At 73.1% G+C, this 15796-nt stretch carries 12 protein-coding genes; 2 read left to right on the forward strand and 10 right to left on the reverse strand.

All coding sequences use genetic code 11. The features are described from left to right. On the forward strand, positions 1-536 hold a 536-nt coding region (locus ACFQ11_RS26680; protein ID WP_378303400.1), incomplete at its 5' end, for a GNAT family N-acetyltransferase. A 612-nt stretch (positions 537-1148) separates the two neighbouring features. On the opposite strand, the gene ACFQ11_RS26685 is transcribed toward ACFQ11_RS26680, so the two are convergent. After that, the gene (locus ACFQ11_RS26685) at positions 1149-1763 is read right to left on the reverse strand and encodes a TetR/AcrR family transcriptional regulator (RefSeq protein ID WP_378303402.1); all 615 of its coding nucleotides are present in this window, start codon (positions 1761-1763) and stop codon (positions 1149-1151) included. Between the two features lie 56 nt (positions 1764-1819). Between ACFQ11_RS26685 and ACFQ11_RS26690 the strand changes: the two genes are divergently transcribed. Continuing rightward, positions 1820-2608, forward strand: a complete 789-nt coding sequence (locus ACFQ11_RS26690; RefSeq protein WP_378303405.1) for an SDR family NAD(P)-dependent oxidoreductase — start codon at positions 1820-1822, stop codon at positions 2606-2608. A gap of 42 nt (positions 2609-2650) precedes the next feature. On the opposite strand, the gene uvrB is transcribed toward ACFQ11_RS26690, so the two are convergent. From uvrB to polA, 9 genes are all read right to left on the reverse strand, one after another. Continuing rightward, the gene (uvrB, locus tag ACFQ11_RS26695; RefSeq protein ID WP_378303407.1) at positions 2651-4768 is read right to left on the reverse strand and encodes an excinuclease ABC subunit UvrB; all 2118 of its coding nucleotides are present in this window, start codon (positions 4766-4768) and stop codon (positions 2651-2653) included. Positions 4769-4898: 130 nt separating this feature from the next. Beyond that, complete coding sequence (locus ACFQ11_RS26700; protein ID WP_378303410.1) at positions 4899-6053, reverse strand: sensor histidine kinase; 1155 nt, start codon at positions 6051-6053, stop codon at positions 4899-4901. 156 nt (positions 6054-6209) lie between these two features. Beyond that, positions 6210-6812 (reverse strand): dephospho-CoA kinase, encoded by a 603-nt coding sequence (gene coaE, locus ACFQ11_RS26705; protein WP_378303411.1) that lies wholly within the window; start codon positions 6810-6812, stop codon positions 6210-6212. 10 nt (positions 6813-6822) lie between these two features. Then, positions 6823-7374, reverse strand: a complete 552-nt coding sequence (locus ACFQ11_RS26710) for a GNAT family N-acetyltransferase (protein WP_378303413.1) — start codon at positions 7372-7374, stop codon at positions 6823-6825. Positions 7375-7404: 30 nt separating this feature from the next. Then, positions 7405-9357 (reverse strand): endonuclease/exonuclease/phosphatase family protein, encoded by a 1953-nt coding sequence (locus tag ACFQ11_RS26715; protein ID WP_378303415.1) that lies wholly within the window; start codon positions 9355-9357, stop codon positions 7405-7407. Between the two features lie 214 nt (positions 9358-9571). Continuing rightward, the gene (gene rpsA, locus ACFQ11_RS26720; protein ID WP_378303417.1) at positions 9572-11059 is read right to left on the reverse strand and encodes a 30S ribosomal protein S1; all 1488 of its coding nucleotides are present in this window, start codon (positions 11057-11059) and stop codon (positions 9572-9574) included. A 250-nt stretch (positions 11060-11309) separates the two neighbouring features. Next, positions 11310-12452: a polysaccharide deacetylase family protein gene (locus ACFQ11_RS26725; protein WP_378303419.1), complete on the reverse strand. Its 1143-nt coding sequence runs from the start codon at positions 12450-12452 to the stop codon at positions 11310-11312. A gap of 390 nt (positions 12453-12842) precedes the next feature. Next, positions 12843-12989, reverse strand: a complete 147-nt coding sequence (locus tag ACFQ11_RS26730) for a hypothetical protein (RefSeq protein ID WP_378303421.1) — start codon at positions 12987-12989, stop codon at positions 12843-12845. A gap of 11 nt (positions 12990-13000) precedes the next feature. Further along, entirely contained in the window at positions 13001-15691 is a 2691-nt protein-coding gene (gene polA, locus ACFQ11_RS26735; RefSeq protein WP_378303423.1) for a DNA polymerase I, read from the reverse strand. Positions 15692-15796: the final 105 nt, after the last annotated feature.

Raw genomic sequence — 15796 nt, forward strand, 5'->3', positions numbered from 1 at the left:
CCGAGGCGTTCACGGACGCCTGGCGTCCCCGGCCGGGCGGCGCCGCCCGCGTCGCCGAGCTCCAGCGCGCCTACCGGCTCGGCACGCTCGCCGCCCCCGACCCGGCGCCGCCCGGCGCGGCCCGGATCGCGACCGCCGCGGACCGCGACGTCGCCGCCGCGTGGTTCACCGCGTTCAGCGAGGAGGACGAGGAGCACGGTCCCGCGAACCTCGCCGCCCTCGACGACCGCATCGCCACCCGCGGCCTCGCCCTGTGGGAACGCGACGGGACGCCGGTGTCGATGGCCGCGCGCACCCGGATCGTCGCCGGGATGGCCCGCGTCGCGCCCGTCTACACGCCGCCGGAGCACCGCCGCAACGGCTACGGTGCCGCCGTCACCGCCGCCGTGACCCGTTCAGCCCTCGACGCCGGCGCGCGCGAAGTCGTCCTGTTCACCGACCTCGCCAACCCGACGAGCAACGCCATCTACCGGCGGCTCGGCTACCGCCCCGTCGAAGACCGCACGGTCATGGCCTTCGCCCCCGCCGGACGGTGATGATGCAGGTGGGCGTCTCCCGGCGGGGGCTGGCCCGGCACCTGACCGGCCTCGTGCCTTCAACGGGATCTGCCGATCCGGCCGGGAGCCATCCATGTGCAGCCACGGGACGTGAGGCGACCCGATAAGCCTGGCCAGAGGCCCGATCGGTGCCCCACCATCCGGCCGGTGCGTGCCGCGCCCGACCGCGCCCCCCGCACGGCGCACCCCCACCGGCGGCTCGAACGGCCCGGCGAACAGCACGCGGCACGCGCCCCGCTTCGCGCGCACGGCACCAGGCTCACTCCGCGCGCGGCCTCGGGCTCACTTCGCACACGGCACCGGCCTCACCCCGGCACACGGCACCGGCCTCGCTTCGCACGCGGCACCGGCCTCACCTCGGCGCACGGCACCGGCCTCCGCGCACGGCACCGGCCTCGCCCCGGCACGCGGCACCGGCCTCACCTCGGCGCACGGTACCGGCCTCACCTCCGCGCGCGGCACCGGGCTCACCCCGGCACACGGTACCGGCCTCACCTCCGCGCGCGGCACCGGGCTCACCCCGGCACACGGCACCGGCCTCGCCCCACGCACGGCACCGGGTTCGCGTCGCGTGCCCGCGGTCGGCGTCGTCTAGGACGGGGCGGCGGGGCGGAGACCGGCGGTGAGTTCGCGCATGCAGCGGACGCCCAGGTCGGCGGGGGATCCGGGGCCGGTGGGGGGCGTGTCGCCGCGGGCCCATGTCTCGACCGCGATACGGATGGCGGCGGTCGCGGCCGCGGCGGCGACGCGGGCCTCGAGGGGGTCGGCGCCGGTCGCGCGGTCGGCGAGGATCCGGACGAGGCGCCGCTCGGACTCGTCGTTCACGCGGAGCCACACCGCGCGGAGCGCCGGGTCCCCGTCGGCGGCGCGGAGCAGCCCGCGCGTCCAGCCGTAGGACTCGGCGGCCGTGGCGTCGGCCGCGGTGAGCGCGCGTTCGGCGGCGCCTTCGAGGGCGCGGACGGCGGGGACGTCGCGGGGCGTCGCCGCGAGCAGGTCCAGCCAGCGCTGCGCGCCGATCGACAGCAGCGGCGCGACGGCGTCCTGCTTCGTCGGGAAGTAGCGGTAGAAGGTGCGCAGTGAGAGGCCGGCGCGGTCGGCGATGGCCTCGACCGTCGTCCCGGCCGAGCCGCGTTCGGCGAACAGGGACGCGGCGGCGCGCGCGATCTCCAGCTCGGTGGCGGCCTTGCGACGCTCGGTCAGGTTCACGCCCCCACTTTAGGCATAAAGCCGCCGTGTGGCACGTTGTGCCATGTAGACATTCCATGCAGAGGGAGGACGACATGGAGCGGTTCGACGGCCGCCGGGTGATCATCACGGGTGCGGGTTCGGGCATCGGCCAGGCGACGGTGCAGCGGATCCTCGCCGAGGGCGGGCGCGTCGCGGCGTTCGACGTGAACGGGGAAGGGCTCGCCGAGACGGCGAAGCGCGCCGGTTCGGCCGGGCACGCGGACCGGCTGACGACGGCGATCATGGACGTCGCGGACGAGGACGCCGTCCGGGCGGGCGTCGGGACCGCCGTGCGGGAGCTGGGCGGGCTGGACGCGCTCGTCAACGCCGCCGGGATCCTGCGCTCGGCCCACACGCACGAGACGACGCTGGAGTTCTGGAACACGGTCCTGCGGGTGAACCTCACAGGGACGTTCCTGGTGACGCGGGAGGCGCTGCCCGCGCTGCTGGAGTCCGGCCGGGGCGTGGTGGTGAACTTCAGCTCGACGTCCGCGAGCTTCGCGCACCCGTACATGGCGGCGTACGCGGCGTCCAAGGGCGGCATCCAGTCGTTCACCCACGTGCTGGCGAGCGAGTACGCCAAGCAGGGGCTGCGCGCCGTCGCGGTGGCGCCGGGCTCGATCAGCAGCGGCATGACGACCGGGCGCGGCCCCGGCCTGCCCGAGGACGCCGACATGAGCCTGTTCGTGAAGCTGGCGCCGGCCATCGGCAAGGGCTTCGCGGGCCCGGAGACGGTCGCGGGCGTGGTCGCGATGCTGGCGTCCGACGACGGCGCGTTCGTCACCGGCACCGAGCTGCGCATCGACGGCGGCACCCACATGTGACGCGCGCCGGGCGGGCCCGCGGTGTGCGGGCCCGCCCGGTGGTCAGCTGACGCCGGCCTCCTTCATCTCGCGCAGTTCCCGCTTGAGCTCCTTGATCTCGTCGCGGAGCCGGGCGGCGAGCTCGAACTGCAGGTCGGCGGCGGCCTGGTGCATCTGCTCGGTCATCTGCTCGATGAGGCCCTCCAACTCCTCGCGGGGACGCTCGCCCACCAGGTCGGCGGCGTGCCTGCCGACCTCCGCGGTGCGGGACGCCAGGCCGGGGACGGGGGCCTTGCCGCGGGACTGCTGCCGGCCCGCGCCGCCGATCAGCGTCTCGGTGTCGGCGTCCTCGCGGGCGAGGGAGTCGAGGATGTCGGCGATCCGCTTGCGCAGCGCCCGCGGCTCGATGCCGTGCTCGGTGTTGTACGCCTGCTGCTTGGCGCGCCGCCGGTTGGTCTCGTCGATCGCCCGCTCCATCGACGGGGTGACGGTGTCGGCGTACATGTGGACCTGCCCGGACACGTTCCGCGCCGCGCGGCCGATCGTCTGGATGAGGGAGGTCTCCGAGCGGAGGAACCCCTCCTTGTCGGCGTCCAGGATCGCGACGAGCGACACCTCCGGCAGGTCGAGGCCCTCGCGGAGCAGGTTGATGCCGACCAGCACGTCGAACTCTCCGGCGCGCAGCTCGCGGAGCAGCTCGATGCGCCGCAGCGTGTCGACCTCGCTGTGCAGGTACCGGACCTGGATGCCGAGTTCGAGCAGGTAGTCGGTGAGGTCCTCGGCCATCTTCTTGGTGAGCGTGGTGACCAGCACGCGCTCGTCGCGTTCGGTCCGCTCCCGGATCTCGTGGACGAGGTCGTCGATCTGCCCCTTGGTCGGCTTCACGACGATCTCGGGGTCGATCAGCCCGGTGGGACGGATCACCTGCTCGACGACGTCGCCTCCCACGCGGCCCATCTCGTACGGGCCGGGCGTCGCCGACAGGTACACCGTCTGCCCGATCCGCTCGAGGAACTCCTCCCACTTCAGCGGGCGGTTGTCCATCGCGGACGGGAGCCGGAACCCGTGCTCGACCAGCATCCGCTTGCGGGACGCGTCGCCCTCGTACATCGCGCCGATCTGCGGGACGGTCTGGTGCGACTCGTCGATGACGAGCAGGAAGTCCTCCGGGAAGTAGTCGAGGAGGGTGTTGGGCGCCGTCCCGGCGCCGCGGCCGTCGATGTGCCGGGAGTAGTTCTCGATGCCGGAGCAGGTGCCGACCTGCCGCATCATCTCGATGTCGTAGGTGGTGCGCATCCGCAGCCGCTGCGCCTCGAGCATCTTGCCCTGCCGCTCCATCTCGGCGAGGGTCGTCTCGAGCTCGGCCTCGATGTCGCGGATCGCCCGCTCCATCCGCTCCGGGCCGGCGACGTAGTGGGAGGCGGGGAAGACGTACAGTTCCTCGTCCTCGGTGATCACCTCGCCGGTCAGCGGATGCAGGGTGGCGAGCTTCTCGATCTCGTCGCCGAACATCTCGATCCGGACGGCGAGCTCCTCGTACTGCGGGATGATCTCGATGGTGTCGCCCCGCACCCGGAACGTGCCCCGGGTGAACGCGAGATCGTTGCGCGAGTACTGCATCTCCACGAGCCTGCGCAGCAGCTCGTCCCGGTCGATCTCCTGCCCGACGTGCAGCCGCACCATCCGGTCGACGTACTCCTGCGGGGTGCCGAGGCCGTAGATGCACGACACGGACGCGACGACGACGGTGTCGCGCCGCGTCAGCAGCGAGTTCGTCGCCGAGTGCCGCAGCCGGTCGACCTCGTCGTTGATCGAGGAGTCCTTCTCGATGTAGGTGTCGGTCTGCGGGATGTACGCCTCGGGCTGGTAGTAGTCGTAATACGACACGAAGTACTCGACGGCGTTGCCGGGCAGCATCTCGCGCAGCTCGTTGGCGAACTGCGCGGCGAGGGTCTTGTTCGGCTGCATGACGAGCACCGGCCGCTGGAGCTTCTCGATCAGCCACGCGATCGTGGCGGTCTTGCCGGTACCGGTCGCGCCGAGCAGCACCGCGTCCTTGTCGCCGCGGTCGACGCGTGCGGCGAGTTCGGCGATCGCCTGCGGCTGATCGCCCGACGGCGTCATCTCCGTGACGACCTCGAACGGCGCCACACGGCGCCGCAGATCGGTGACTGGCCGCATTCGTCCCTCCCCTGGTCTCTTCCCCACTGTATTCAGGGGGGCCGACATTCCGGCATCCGAACGACGGCGCCGCGGGACGCACACCGTTTCCGGGACGCGGCTTCCGGGACGCGGCCCCCGGACGCGGCTTCTAGGAAGCGGGCAGCGGCAGCCGCGCGCGGACCGCCCAGCCGCCGTCCAGCGGCCCGGCCTCGAACCCGCCGCCGAGGGCCGTGACGCGCTCGCGCATCCCCACCAGGCCGTTCCCGCCGCTCGGCAGCGCGTGCTCGGGCCCCGCCACCGGCACGCCGTTGACGACCTCCACCTCGACGGCCTCGGGCTGCAGGACGAGCTCCACCCGGGTGTCGGCGGCGCCCGCGTGCTTGTGGACGTTCGTCAGCGCCTCCTGGACGAGCCGGTACACCGTGCGCCCCACGGCGGGCGGCATCGGCCGTTCCTCGCCCCGCACCGTCAGGTCCACCCGCAGGCCCGCGGCCCCCGACTGCCCCACCAGGTCCCGGACGTGCTCCAAGGTCGTGTTCTCCTGCGGGAGGACCTCCTCGCCCTGCCGCAGGACCCCGATGACGTGCCGGAGCTCGTCCAGCGCCTGCCGCCCCATGTCCCCGATCACGGTGGCGGTCTCGGCGGCGCGCCCGGGGTCGCGCGCGGCGATCGCCCGCAGCGCCCCCGCGTGCACCACCATGACGCTGATGCGGTTGGCCACGACGTCGTGCATCTCTCGCGCGATGCGGGTGCGTTCCTCGCCCCGCGCGCGCTCTGCGAGGAGGTGACGTTCCCGCTCCAGCCGGGCCGCCCGCTCCTGCAGCGACGCGAGCAACTGCTTGCGCGCGCCCATGTAGAGACCGAGCAGCACCGGGACGGCGATGAACGCGACCGCGTAGATCGCGCGGACGCCGATGGAGTCGTTCCCGCTCGCCGGGGCGGGGAACACGACGGACAGCACGTACCCCACGACCGCGATCGACACGACCGTCCGCCGGGAGATCGCGTACGCGGCCAGCGAGTACAGCATGACGAGGAAGCCGATCGCGCCGGCCCCGGTCGCCGTGCCGAACGCCACCACGAACACCGCGAGCCCGACCGGGTGCAGCCGCCGGACGATCAGCGCCAGCCCGACGACGGCGCTCGCCGCCGACACCGCCCACGGCGGGAGCCAGAAGTCCTGCTGCGGCGTGAACCAGAGGAGCACGGCGTCGGCCGCCGCCACCGACACCGCGATGACGACGTCGAGCGCACGCGAACGACGCGTCGCCCACGCCGTCCGCCACCATCCCCCGGGGTGCATAGCGTCGAGCCTATAGCGGAGGGCGGCCGCCCGTGACAAAGGCGACATCCCTCCCGGCCTGCGCGAAATCCGCCCCGGCCTGCCCTGACAGGCTGCTCTCACAGGGACGCGCACCGTGGGCGAACGCCGCCCGGGCCGCAGGCCGCGGCGGCCGGGTCAGCCCCCGGCGGCGCGGGCGGCGAGGGTCTCCCAGAGGGCGTCGACCTGCGCGTGCAGCGTGCCGAGATCGCCCGAGTTGTCGATGACGTGGTCGGCGACGGCGCGGCGCTCGTCCCGCGACGCCTGGTTCGCCATGCGGGCGCGGGCGTCGGCCTCGGTCATGCCGCGGCGGGACGTCAGCCGGTCGAGCTGCGCCTCCTCGGGGGCGTCGACGACCACGACGACGTCGTACATCCCCGCGAGCCCGTTCTCGACCAGCAGCGGGACGTCGTAGACGACGACGGCGTCGCGCGGGGCGGCGTCCATCAGCTCCTGCATCCGCTCCCCCACCAGCGGGTGGACGATCGCGTTGAGGGCGGCGAGGCGGTCGGCGTCGTTGAACACGATCGAGCCGACCTTCGCGCGGTCGAGTTCGCCGGACGGCAGCAGCACCCCGTCGCCGAACTCGCGGACGACCGCGGCCAGGCCGGGGGTGCCGGGCTCCACGACCTCCCGCGCGATCCGGTCGGCGTCGATCACCACCGCGCCGTGGCCGCTCAGCCGCGCCGACACCTCGCTCTTGCCCGACCCGATTCCGCCGGTGAGTCCCACTTTCAGCATGGGACGAACCCTAGGCCCCGGCGGGCTCGGCCGTCCCGGCGGTCCCGGCGGCTTCAGAGGCCTCAGAGGGTTCGGCGGTCGCGGCGCCGAGGGGTTTGCGCATGTGGACGTGCGTGAGGTGCGCGGCGACCCGCTCCCGGCGCGTCTCCCGGTAGCCGGCCCGCCGGTACAGCCGCAGGTTCCCGTCGCTGAGGTGGCCGGTGAACAGCGCGCACGCGTCGGCCCGGCCGGCCGCGGCGTCCTCGACCGCCCGCAGCAGCCGCCCCCCGATCCCGCGGCCCTGCAGGTCGGGCGCCACGACGAGCCGCCCGATCAGGCACGTCCGGTCGTTGAACCGGACGCGGACGGCACCGGCGAGACGTCCGTCCAGCACCGCCTTCAGCGCGAACCCGCCGGCGTCCCGCAGGGCCGCGCGGACCTGGTCGAGCGATTCCACGAGCGGCGGGATGAACGGGTCGCCGTACAGTTGCGCCTCGGTCAGGTACGCGGCCCGCTGGACGGTCAGGATCTCCCCGGCGTCCGGGGGGCCGGCCCGCACGATGTCGGCCGTCGCGTCGCTCATGCGCACGACCCTAGCGGCCCGACCCCGCCGCTACCGCTGGATCCGGACGGTCACCGCCACCGGGTAGTGGTCGGACGCGTCGGACCTCGGCACGTCGTAGTCGGAGAACAGGATCCCGTCCGAGCCGAAGATCCAGTCGTGCCGCTCACCGTCCGGGGTGGTCGGGGCCGGGTCGGCGCCGATCACGGCGGTGCGCAGGTCGGTGCCGCGCGTCATCCTGGCCAGCTCGGGGCTGCCGGGACCGGTGTTGAAGTCGCCGCCGATCACCGTGCGGGGGGCGCCGCCCCAGGCGCGCAGCAGCGCGGCGATCTGCCGGGCGCGTTCGTCGCCGTGGGCCTCGCCGCCCTCCAGGTGCGTGGACCACACGTCGATCGTGGTGTCGCCGACGCCGAGCCGGGCCCACACGTACCCGCGGATCTGCGACCAGTCGCCCTTCGGCATGCGGGCGGTCCCGGAGCTGACGACCGGCAGCGACGTGAGGATCGCGTTGCCGAACTGGCCGTCGGCGGCCGGCCCCCAGATCAGCTTCATGCCGAGCCGCCGCGACAGCCACACCCCGACGTCGGCGGTGCCGGACAGCAGCGACCCCCGCCCGGCCTCCTGCAGCAGCACCACCTGCGGCTTCTGCCGCTCGATGGTGCGGGCGATGCCCTCGGGGTCGAGCTGCCCGTCCTGGTTGACCGCGTCGTGGACGTTGTAGCTCATGATCCTGACCCGGTCCTCGCCGGGCGCCGCCTGCGCCGTCCCGTCCGGCACGGCCACCGTGAAGACGAGCGTGCCGACCAGCAGCGTGAGGGACGCGGCCCCGGCGGTGAGCGCGCGCAGCGGGGCGCGCGCGGGCAGCGGGCCGCCGCGGGCGGCGGTGATCGCCGCGAGCGCGCCCAGCGCGATCCCCGCGACACCCGGCAGCAGGTTGTTCGGGAACGGCATCGGCAACAGCGCGCTGACCTGGTACGGGACCAGGGTCACCGCGATGAGGAAGCCGCCGAGGGCCGCGGCGACGTCGATCCGCAGCACCGAGCCGCCCGTCCCGGCGCGGCGCAGCGGCGCCCGGCACGCGACGGCCAGCAGCCACGCCGACAGCACCTGCCCGAGGATCACGATCGGGACGATCTCGATCCCGGAGATCGCGTACGTGCCGGCGACCGCGCCCGCGCCGATGCCCAGCACCGTCCCGCCGAGCACGCACACGCCGCCCGGCACGGCCCGCACCGCGAGGCCGGACGCGAGGAACGCCAGCGCGAGCCCCTGCCCGGCGACGATCGTGACGTGCGCCGCCGTCAGGGACCGCCAGCCGGAGGAGGCGACGAACGCGGGGCTGGACAGCACGAGCACCTGCAGCGCGAGGAACGGCCCGAACGCCGCGGCGCCCATGGCGTCCCGCCAGGAGATGCCGGGCGCCGTCACCGGCCCCGACCGCAGTTCCCGGTAGAGGGCCGCGGCGCCGAGCCCGACGAACGCCAGGCACGCGATCCAGGGGCCGATCCCGGACCGCCACACCGGGTCCCAGGTGGCGAAGCACATCCGGACGGCCGCGTCGGCCGACAGCCCGGCGACGGTCGCGGTCGCGAACCCGACCCCGGACAGGCCGCGGGCGCCCTCGTAGAGCGCCGCCACCGCGATCATGCCGATCGCGGCGCCGATGAACACCAGCCAGGTGCGCGGGTCGATGAGCTGCGCCAGGAACCGGACGGCGAGCAGCCCGCCCACTCCGGTGAGCAGCAGGCCGCGCGGCCCGGCGGCGCGGCGGATCAGCGGCGCGGCGAACCCGGCCAGGTAGACGAGCAGCACCGCGGCGCCGGCGACACCCAGGCCGGCGCTGTCGGCGAAGTTGTCGAGCTGCGGGAGCGAGAAGCGCAGGGTCTGCGCCAGCACCGCCACCGTGATCGCGATCAGCGCGAGCCGGGCCGGGCCGGGCGGGACGATCGACGGGCCGGGCACCGCCGGGCCGCCCGTCTTGGATTCTGCCTCTGTGCTGGCCACTTGTTCGAGTGCTCCAGGGGGACGAGCGTGTCTGAGGGGTCGGGGCAACGAGATCACGGCCGGGGGCCGATCCGTGAAGATCGGCCCCCGGCCGTGATCATAGGGTCATCGGCGGCCGCGCGCCCGTACGCGTCCGGTATGCGCGGCAGCCGTCACCGGTGGCCGGCCGGGTGGGGCCGGCCGCCGGTGGAGTCGGCCCGCGGCCGACGCGGCGTCACTGCCCGCCGGAGAGCTTCTCCCGCAGCGCGGCGAGCGCCTCGTCGGTGGCCAGGGCGCCACCGGCGCTCTCGCTCTCCCCGCCGCCGCCGGAGTAGGAGGTCTCGCCGCCGCCCGGGCTCGGGGCGGGCGCCGTGTCGGCCTCCGCCTCGGCCTTGCGGGCCTCCTCGATCTGCCGGCGGTGGGCGTCGAACCGGGCGCGGGCCTCGGCGTACTGCCGCTCCCAGGTCTCGCGCTGCTCGTCGAAGCCCGGCAGCCACTCGCCCGTCTCGGCGTCGAAGCCCTCGGGGTACTTGTAGTTGCCCTGCTCGTCGTACTCGGCCGGCATCCCGTACAGGGTGGGGTCGAAGTCCTCTTCGTCCATCCCGGCGGCGCCCTCGTTGGCCTGCTTGAGCGACAGGCTGATGCGGCGCCGGTCGAGGTCGATGTCGATGATCTTCACGAAGATCTCGTCGCCGACCTGGACGACCTGCTCGGGGATCTCCACGTGGCGCTCGGCCAGCTCGGAGATGTGGACCAGGCCCTCGATGCCCTCCTCGACCCGGACGAACGCGCCGAACGGCACCAGCTTGGTGACGCGGCCCGGCACGACCTGGCCGATCTGGTGGGTGCGGGCGAACTGCTGCCACGGGTCTTCCTGCGTGGCCTTGAGCGACAGGGAGACGCGCTCGCGCTCCATGTCGACGTCCAGGACCTCGACCGTGACCTCCTGGCCGACCTCGACGACCTCGGACGGGTGGTCGATGTGCTTCCAGGACAGCTCTGAGACGTGCACCAGGCCGTCGACGCCGCCGAGGTCGACGAACGCGCCGAAGTTGACGATCGACGAGACGACGCCCTTGCGGACCTGGCCCTTCTGCAGGGTGTTGAGGAAGGTCTGGCGGACCTCGCTCTGCGTCTGCTCCAGCCAGGCGCGGCGGGACAGGACCACGTTGTTGCGGTTCTTGTCCAGCTCGATGATCTTGGCCTCGAGCTCGCGGCCGACGTAGGGCTGCAGGTCGCGGACGCGGCGCATCTCGACGAGCGAGGCGGGCAGGAAGCCGCGCAGCCCGATGTCGAGGATCAGGCCGCCCTTGACGACCTCGATGACGGTACCGGTGACGATGCCGTCCTCGTCCTTGATCTTCTCGATCGTGCCCCAGGCGCGCTCGTACTGGGCGCGCTTCTTGGACAGGATCAGCCGACCTTCCTTGTCCTCCTTCTGGAGGACGAGGGCCTCGACGTGATCGCCGACGGCGACGACCTCGTTGGGGTCGACGTCGTGCTTGATCGAAAGCTCCCGGGACGGGATGACGCCCTCGGTCTTGTAGCCGATGTCGAGGAGGACCTCGTCACGATCGACCTTGACGACAGTGCCTTCGACAATGTCGCCGTCGTTGAAGTACTTGATGGTCTCGTCGATCGCCGCGAGGAAGGCTTCCTCGGACCCGATGTCGTTGACCGCTACCTGCGGGGTGGTCGAGGTGGCCTCGGTGCTGCTCGTCATGTGTCGGCTGGCTCCGGTACGGACATGGAAGTCGTATGGGTTGTTGCGCGGCGGGCCGTTGGTCTGCCCTGCCGAAGACCGGAAAGGAACGCGGGTCGCCCCGCGCCTGAACCGAACCGTTGTCGCCGACCTGACCGAGCGCGAGCCTGCTCCGTCCGAAGCACGCGCAAGCCCACAGCGCAGCGATCAGGATATGGGACCGGAACCCCCCGGGTCAATCCGGCCCCCGTCGCCCCCGCGCCCGTCCGGATCAGTAGACCCGCGCATATCCGCGGTACTGCGGGGCGAGCGAGTCCTGCAGGCCGCGCGGGATCGTCACCGTGCCCGGGTCCCCGTCGGAGGTGTACCGCTCCTGCGGATGCCGGTCGAGGTACTCCAGCCACGCGGTCGAGCAGTACTTCTCGCAGTCGTTCTCCTTGATCTTGCCTTCCGACCGCACCCGCGGGATCGCCCAGCGGTCGAAGTCCTCGCCGAAGGGCGACGGCGCGGGCCGCCACCCCGCCAGGAACATGCCCTGGAACGCGTAGCGGCCCCGCTCCTCGCGCGCCCACTCCTCCTTCTCGGGCGCGACCCCGAACGGGTAGGCGAGCGTCCCGGTGTGCGCGCCGGTGAGCTTGACGACCTCGTCCTCCAGCCCGCCGATCTCCTTGCGGACCTCGGCGGCGGACAGGCCGCCGAGGTTGGGGTGCGAGGAGGTGTGGTTGCCGAGGTCGTACCCGTGCTGCCGCAGCCACTGCAGCGCCGTCGACGCCTCGGCGGCCTTCAGGCCGAACATGTCCTTGTTCAGGTAGAAGGTGGCGGTGGCCCGGAACCCGGGGTTCTCCTGCGCGACCCGCTGGATGATGCCGACGGCCGTGTCCGCCTTCGGGCGGCCGTGCGCGTCGAGCGCGAAGTGCCCCGGCGTGCTGTCGTCGAACGTCAGGACGACCGGATGCCGGCCGGCCGGCACGTCGATCCGCCCGCTCGCCAGCTCGGTCGCGGTGATCGGCGTGTACCCGCCCTTGGCGAGCCGCGTCAGCTCGTCGTACAGCTCCTTGGTCGAGCGGTCCAGCGACTGCTCGGCCTCGGCCAGGATCCGGTGGTACATCAGCACCGGCACCTGTCCCAGCTCGTTGGCCTTCGCCGCCGCGGCGGCGGGCGCCGCCGCCCGCATCGGCGCCGTCCCCGACGCGCTCGGCGCGCCGCTCGCACCGCCCGGCGCCGGCACGGCCGTCGCCCCGGCGCCCGGCCGCGCGGCGTGCTCCGCGTCGACCGGTTTCGCCTCCGACGCCGCCCCGGCCCTTCCGGCCTCGGCCGCGTCCCCACCGTCGTCCCGCCGCGCTCCGGGCAGTATCAGCCCGAGGACGACGGCGCAGACGACCACGACTCCTGCGAACTTGTGAAGGAGCGGCATGTTCCCCCCGCCGGTCGACCCGAACAGGACCAGGGGGACAGCGTAGAACCCCTGGACGATCTACGGACACCACATCTCGTACCCGCACGATCCCCACGGAGCACCCGCACCCCGGCCCTCATCCCGCCAATTCCGGAACCCGCGGGTAAGTCTCCCGACGTCCCGGACACGCCGCCGCCCGCGCCTTGCGCTCCGCGCGGCGACGTCTCCCATAAGATCAACCCGCCGACCCGTGTCGATCACCGGGGTACCCCTGAACCCGCTCCGACCTGCGCGTCCGGCCCGCCGGCGGCGGAGATACCGGGACGTCCCCGGCACCCCGGGAACGGGAACGCCGGACGCGCGCGGCGGTGCGGCGCGTCCGGCGTCCGGGACGGGACCGGGGGCGGCTCAGCGGGCACGACCAGCGGGCGGGTCAGCGGGCGACCCGCACCCGCGCCGGCTCGGCCGCGCGCCCTCCCCCAGCGCCTCGACGAACTCCCCGACGAACTCCCCGACGATCTCCGCGGGTTCGCGGCCGCCCATGGCGGCGTGCACGGTCCCCAGGGTCAGTGGGCGGCGTCCTGCCAGGTGCGTCCGGTGCCCATGGACACCTCCAGCGGCGCGCGCAGCTCGTAGGCGCCCGCCATCTGCTCCCCGACGAGCTCCTTGACGCGGTCGAGCTCGCCGGGCGCGACCTCGAGCACGAGCTCGTCGTGGACCTGCAACAGGACGCGGGAGGCCAGGCCGTCGCCGCGCAGGGCGCGGTCGACGTTGAGGCTCGCGACCTTGACGATGTCGGCGGCCGAACCCTGGATCGGGGCGTTCAGGGCCATCCGCTCGGCCATCTCGCGGCGCTGCCGGTTGTCGGAGTTCAGGTCCGGCAGGTAGCGGCGGCGGCCCAGGATCGTCTCGGTGTAGCCGTCGCGGCGGGCGCGGGCCACCACGTCGCGCAGGTAGTCGCGGACGCCGCCGAACTGCTCGAAGTACTCCTCCATCAGGCCGCGCGCCTCGTCGGGGGCGATGCGGAGCTGCTGCGAGAGCCCGTACGCGGACAGCCCGTAGGCGAGGCCGTAGTTCATCGCCTTGATGCGGGCGCGCAGTTCGGAGTCGATCTGCTCGGGCGGCAGCCCGAACACGCGGGACGCGGTGATCGTGTGGAAGTCGGCCCCGGACCCGAACGCCTCCAGCAGCGCCTCGTCCTCCGACAGGTGCGCCATGATCCGCAGCTCGATCTGCGAGTAGTCGGCGGTCAGCAGCGTCTCGTACCCGTCGCCGACGACGAACGCCTCGCGGATCCGGCGCCCCTCCTCGGTGCGGATCGGGATGTTCTGCAGGTTCGGGTCGGTGGACGACAGCCGCCCGGTCGCGGCGACCATCTGGTTGAACGTCGTGTGGATGCGGCCCGCGTCATCGGCCATCGGGATGAGGGAGTCGACGATGCTCTTCAGCTTCGCCACCTCCCGCCACCGCAGGATGTGCTCCAGGACCGGGTGCCCCTCCTTCTCCAGCAGGTTGCTGAGCGCCTCGGAATCGGTGGTGTACCCGGTCTTGGTGCGCTTGGTCTTCGGCAGGTTCAGCTCGTCGAACAGCACCTGCTGCACCTGCTTCGGGGAGCCCAGGTTGAACTCCCGGCCCACGGCGTTGTGCGCGTCCTGCTCCTGCTGCTTGACCTGGCCGCCCAGCGTCGCCGACAGGCCCGCGAGGTGGTCGGCGTCCACGGCGATGCCCGCCCGCTCCATCCCGGCGAGGACACCGACGAGCGGAAGCTCGACCTCGTGCAGCAGCCGCGTCGCGCCGCGCTTCTCCAGGTCGGCGTCCAGGACGTCGGCGAGCTCGGCGACGGCGCGGGCCCGGACGGCGAGCGCCTCCGCGGCCTCCTCCTCGCCGGACCCGTCCAGGGTGAGCTGCCCCGAGTCCTCGGCCTCGCCGCGCAGCTCCCGGTGCAGGTAGCGCAGGGCGAGATCGGCCAGGTCGAACGTGCGCTGCCCGGGCAGCGCCAGGTACGCGGCGAGGGCGGTGTCGCTGGTGAGGCCCTCCAGGGCGATGCCGCGCGCCGCCAGCGCCAGCATCGGGCCCTTCGCCTCGTGCATCGCCTTCGGGCGGGCGGCGTCGCCGAGGTAGCCGGCGAGGGCGCGCTCGTCGTCCTCGATCAGCTCCGCCGGGTCGAGGTGGACGGCCGGGCCGTCCTTGGACGCGAGGGCGATCGCGGTGATCTCGCCGGTGCCGCGGCCCCACGATCCGGTGACGGCGACCCCGAGCCGCCCGGCGGCGTTCGCGTCCAGCCAGGCGCCCAGCCCGCCCGGCTCCGGCGCGTCGAGCCGGACGTCGAAGCCCTCGTCGGCCTCCGGCTCGGCGGCCTGCAGCGTGGAGTACAGCCGTTCCCGCAGCACCCGGAACTGCAGCGAGTCGAACAGGGTGTGGATCTCCTCGCGGTCCCACTGGCCCATCGACAGCTGCGGCGGCGTCAGCTCCAGCCCGACCCGCGTGTCGAGCCGGTTGATCTGATGGTTGCGGATCACTCCGGACAGGTGCTCGCGGAGGTTGTCGCCGGCCTTGCCCTTGATCTCGTCGACCCGGTTCACCAGCGTGTCGAGGTCGCCGTACTTCGCGAGCCACTTCGCGGCCGTCTTCGGGCCGACGCCCGGCACGCCCGGCAGGTTGTCGCTGCTCTCCCCCACCAGCGCGGCCAGCTCCCGGTACCGCTCCGGCGGCACCCCGTACTTGGCCTCCACGGCCGCCGGGTCCATCCGGGCGAGCTCCGACACGCCCTTCACCGGGTACAGGACGGTGACGCGCTCGTTCACCAACTGGAACGCGTCCCGGTCGCCGGTGACGACCAGCGTCTCCATCCCGGCCTCGGACGCCTGCACCGACAGGGTGGCGATGATGTCGTCGGCCTCGAACCCCGCCACCGACATGCGCGGGATCCGCAGCGCGTCCAGCACCTCGAAGATCAGGCTCACCTGGCTGCGGAACTCGTCCGGCGTCTTCTGCCGGCCCGCCTTGTACTCCACGTACTGCTCGTGCCGGAACGTCGGCTCCGACCGGTCGAACGCCACCGCGATGTGGGTGGGCTGCTCGTCCCGCAGGACGTTGATGAGCATCGAGGTGAAGCCGTACACCGCGTTCGTCGGCTGCCCGTCGGTGGTGGAGAAGTTCTCCACCGGCAACGCGAAGAACGCCCGGTAGGCCAGGGAGTGCCCGTCGAGCAGGAGGAGCCGTTCACGCTTGTCAGGGGTCGCTGCTGTCATCGCCACAGCAGGACTCTAGTCTGCGCGTACGACAGTTTTGTGGAGGCGTAAGTGACTGACACCCCCGGCGTGCCCCCCTCCGGCGAGGCCAAGATCCTCTCCGAGTTGACG

Origin of the sequence: Actinomadura sediminis, assembly GCF_042675525.1 — a bacterium.
GTDB classification, from domain to species: domain Bacteria; phylum Actinomycetota; class Actinomycetes; order Streptosporangiales; family Streptosporangiaceae; genus Spirillospora; species Spirillospora sediminis.

What these genes read in the sequence shown, in the direction of transcription:
- ACFQ11_RS26690 (WP_378303405.1), top strand. Translation starts at nt 1,820, where the DNA reads ATGCAGAGGGAGGACGACATGGAGCGGTTCGACGGCCGCCGGGTGATC.
- uvrB (WP_378303407.1), bottom strand. Translation starts at nt 4,768, where the DNA reads ATGCGGCCAGTCACCGATCTGCGGCGCCGTGTGGCGCCGTTCGAGGTC.
- ACFQ11_RS26700 (WP_378303410.1), bottom strand. Translation starts at nt 6,053, where the DNA reads ATGCACCCCGGGGGATGGTGGCGGACGGCGTGGGCGACGCGTCGTTCG.
- coaE (WP_378303411.1), bottom strand. Translation starts at nt 6,812, where the DNA reads ATGCTGAAAGTGGGACTCACCGGCGGAATCGGGTCGGGCAAGAGCGAG.
- ACFQ11_RS26710 (WP_378303413.1), bottom strand. Translation starts at nt 7,374, where the DNA reads ATGAGCGACGCGACGGCCGACATCGTGCGGGCCGGCCCCCCGGACGCC.
- rpsA (WP_378303417.1), bottom strand. Translation starts at nt 11,059, where the DNA reads ATGACGAGCAGCACCGAGGCCACCTCGACCACCCCGCAGGTAGCGGTC.
- ACFQ11_RS26725 (WP_378303419.1), bottom strand. Translation starts at nt 12,452, where the DNA reads ATGCCGCTCCTTCACAAGTTCGCAGGAGTCGTGGTCGTCTGCGCCGTC.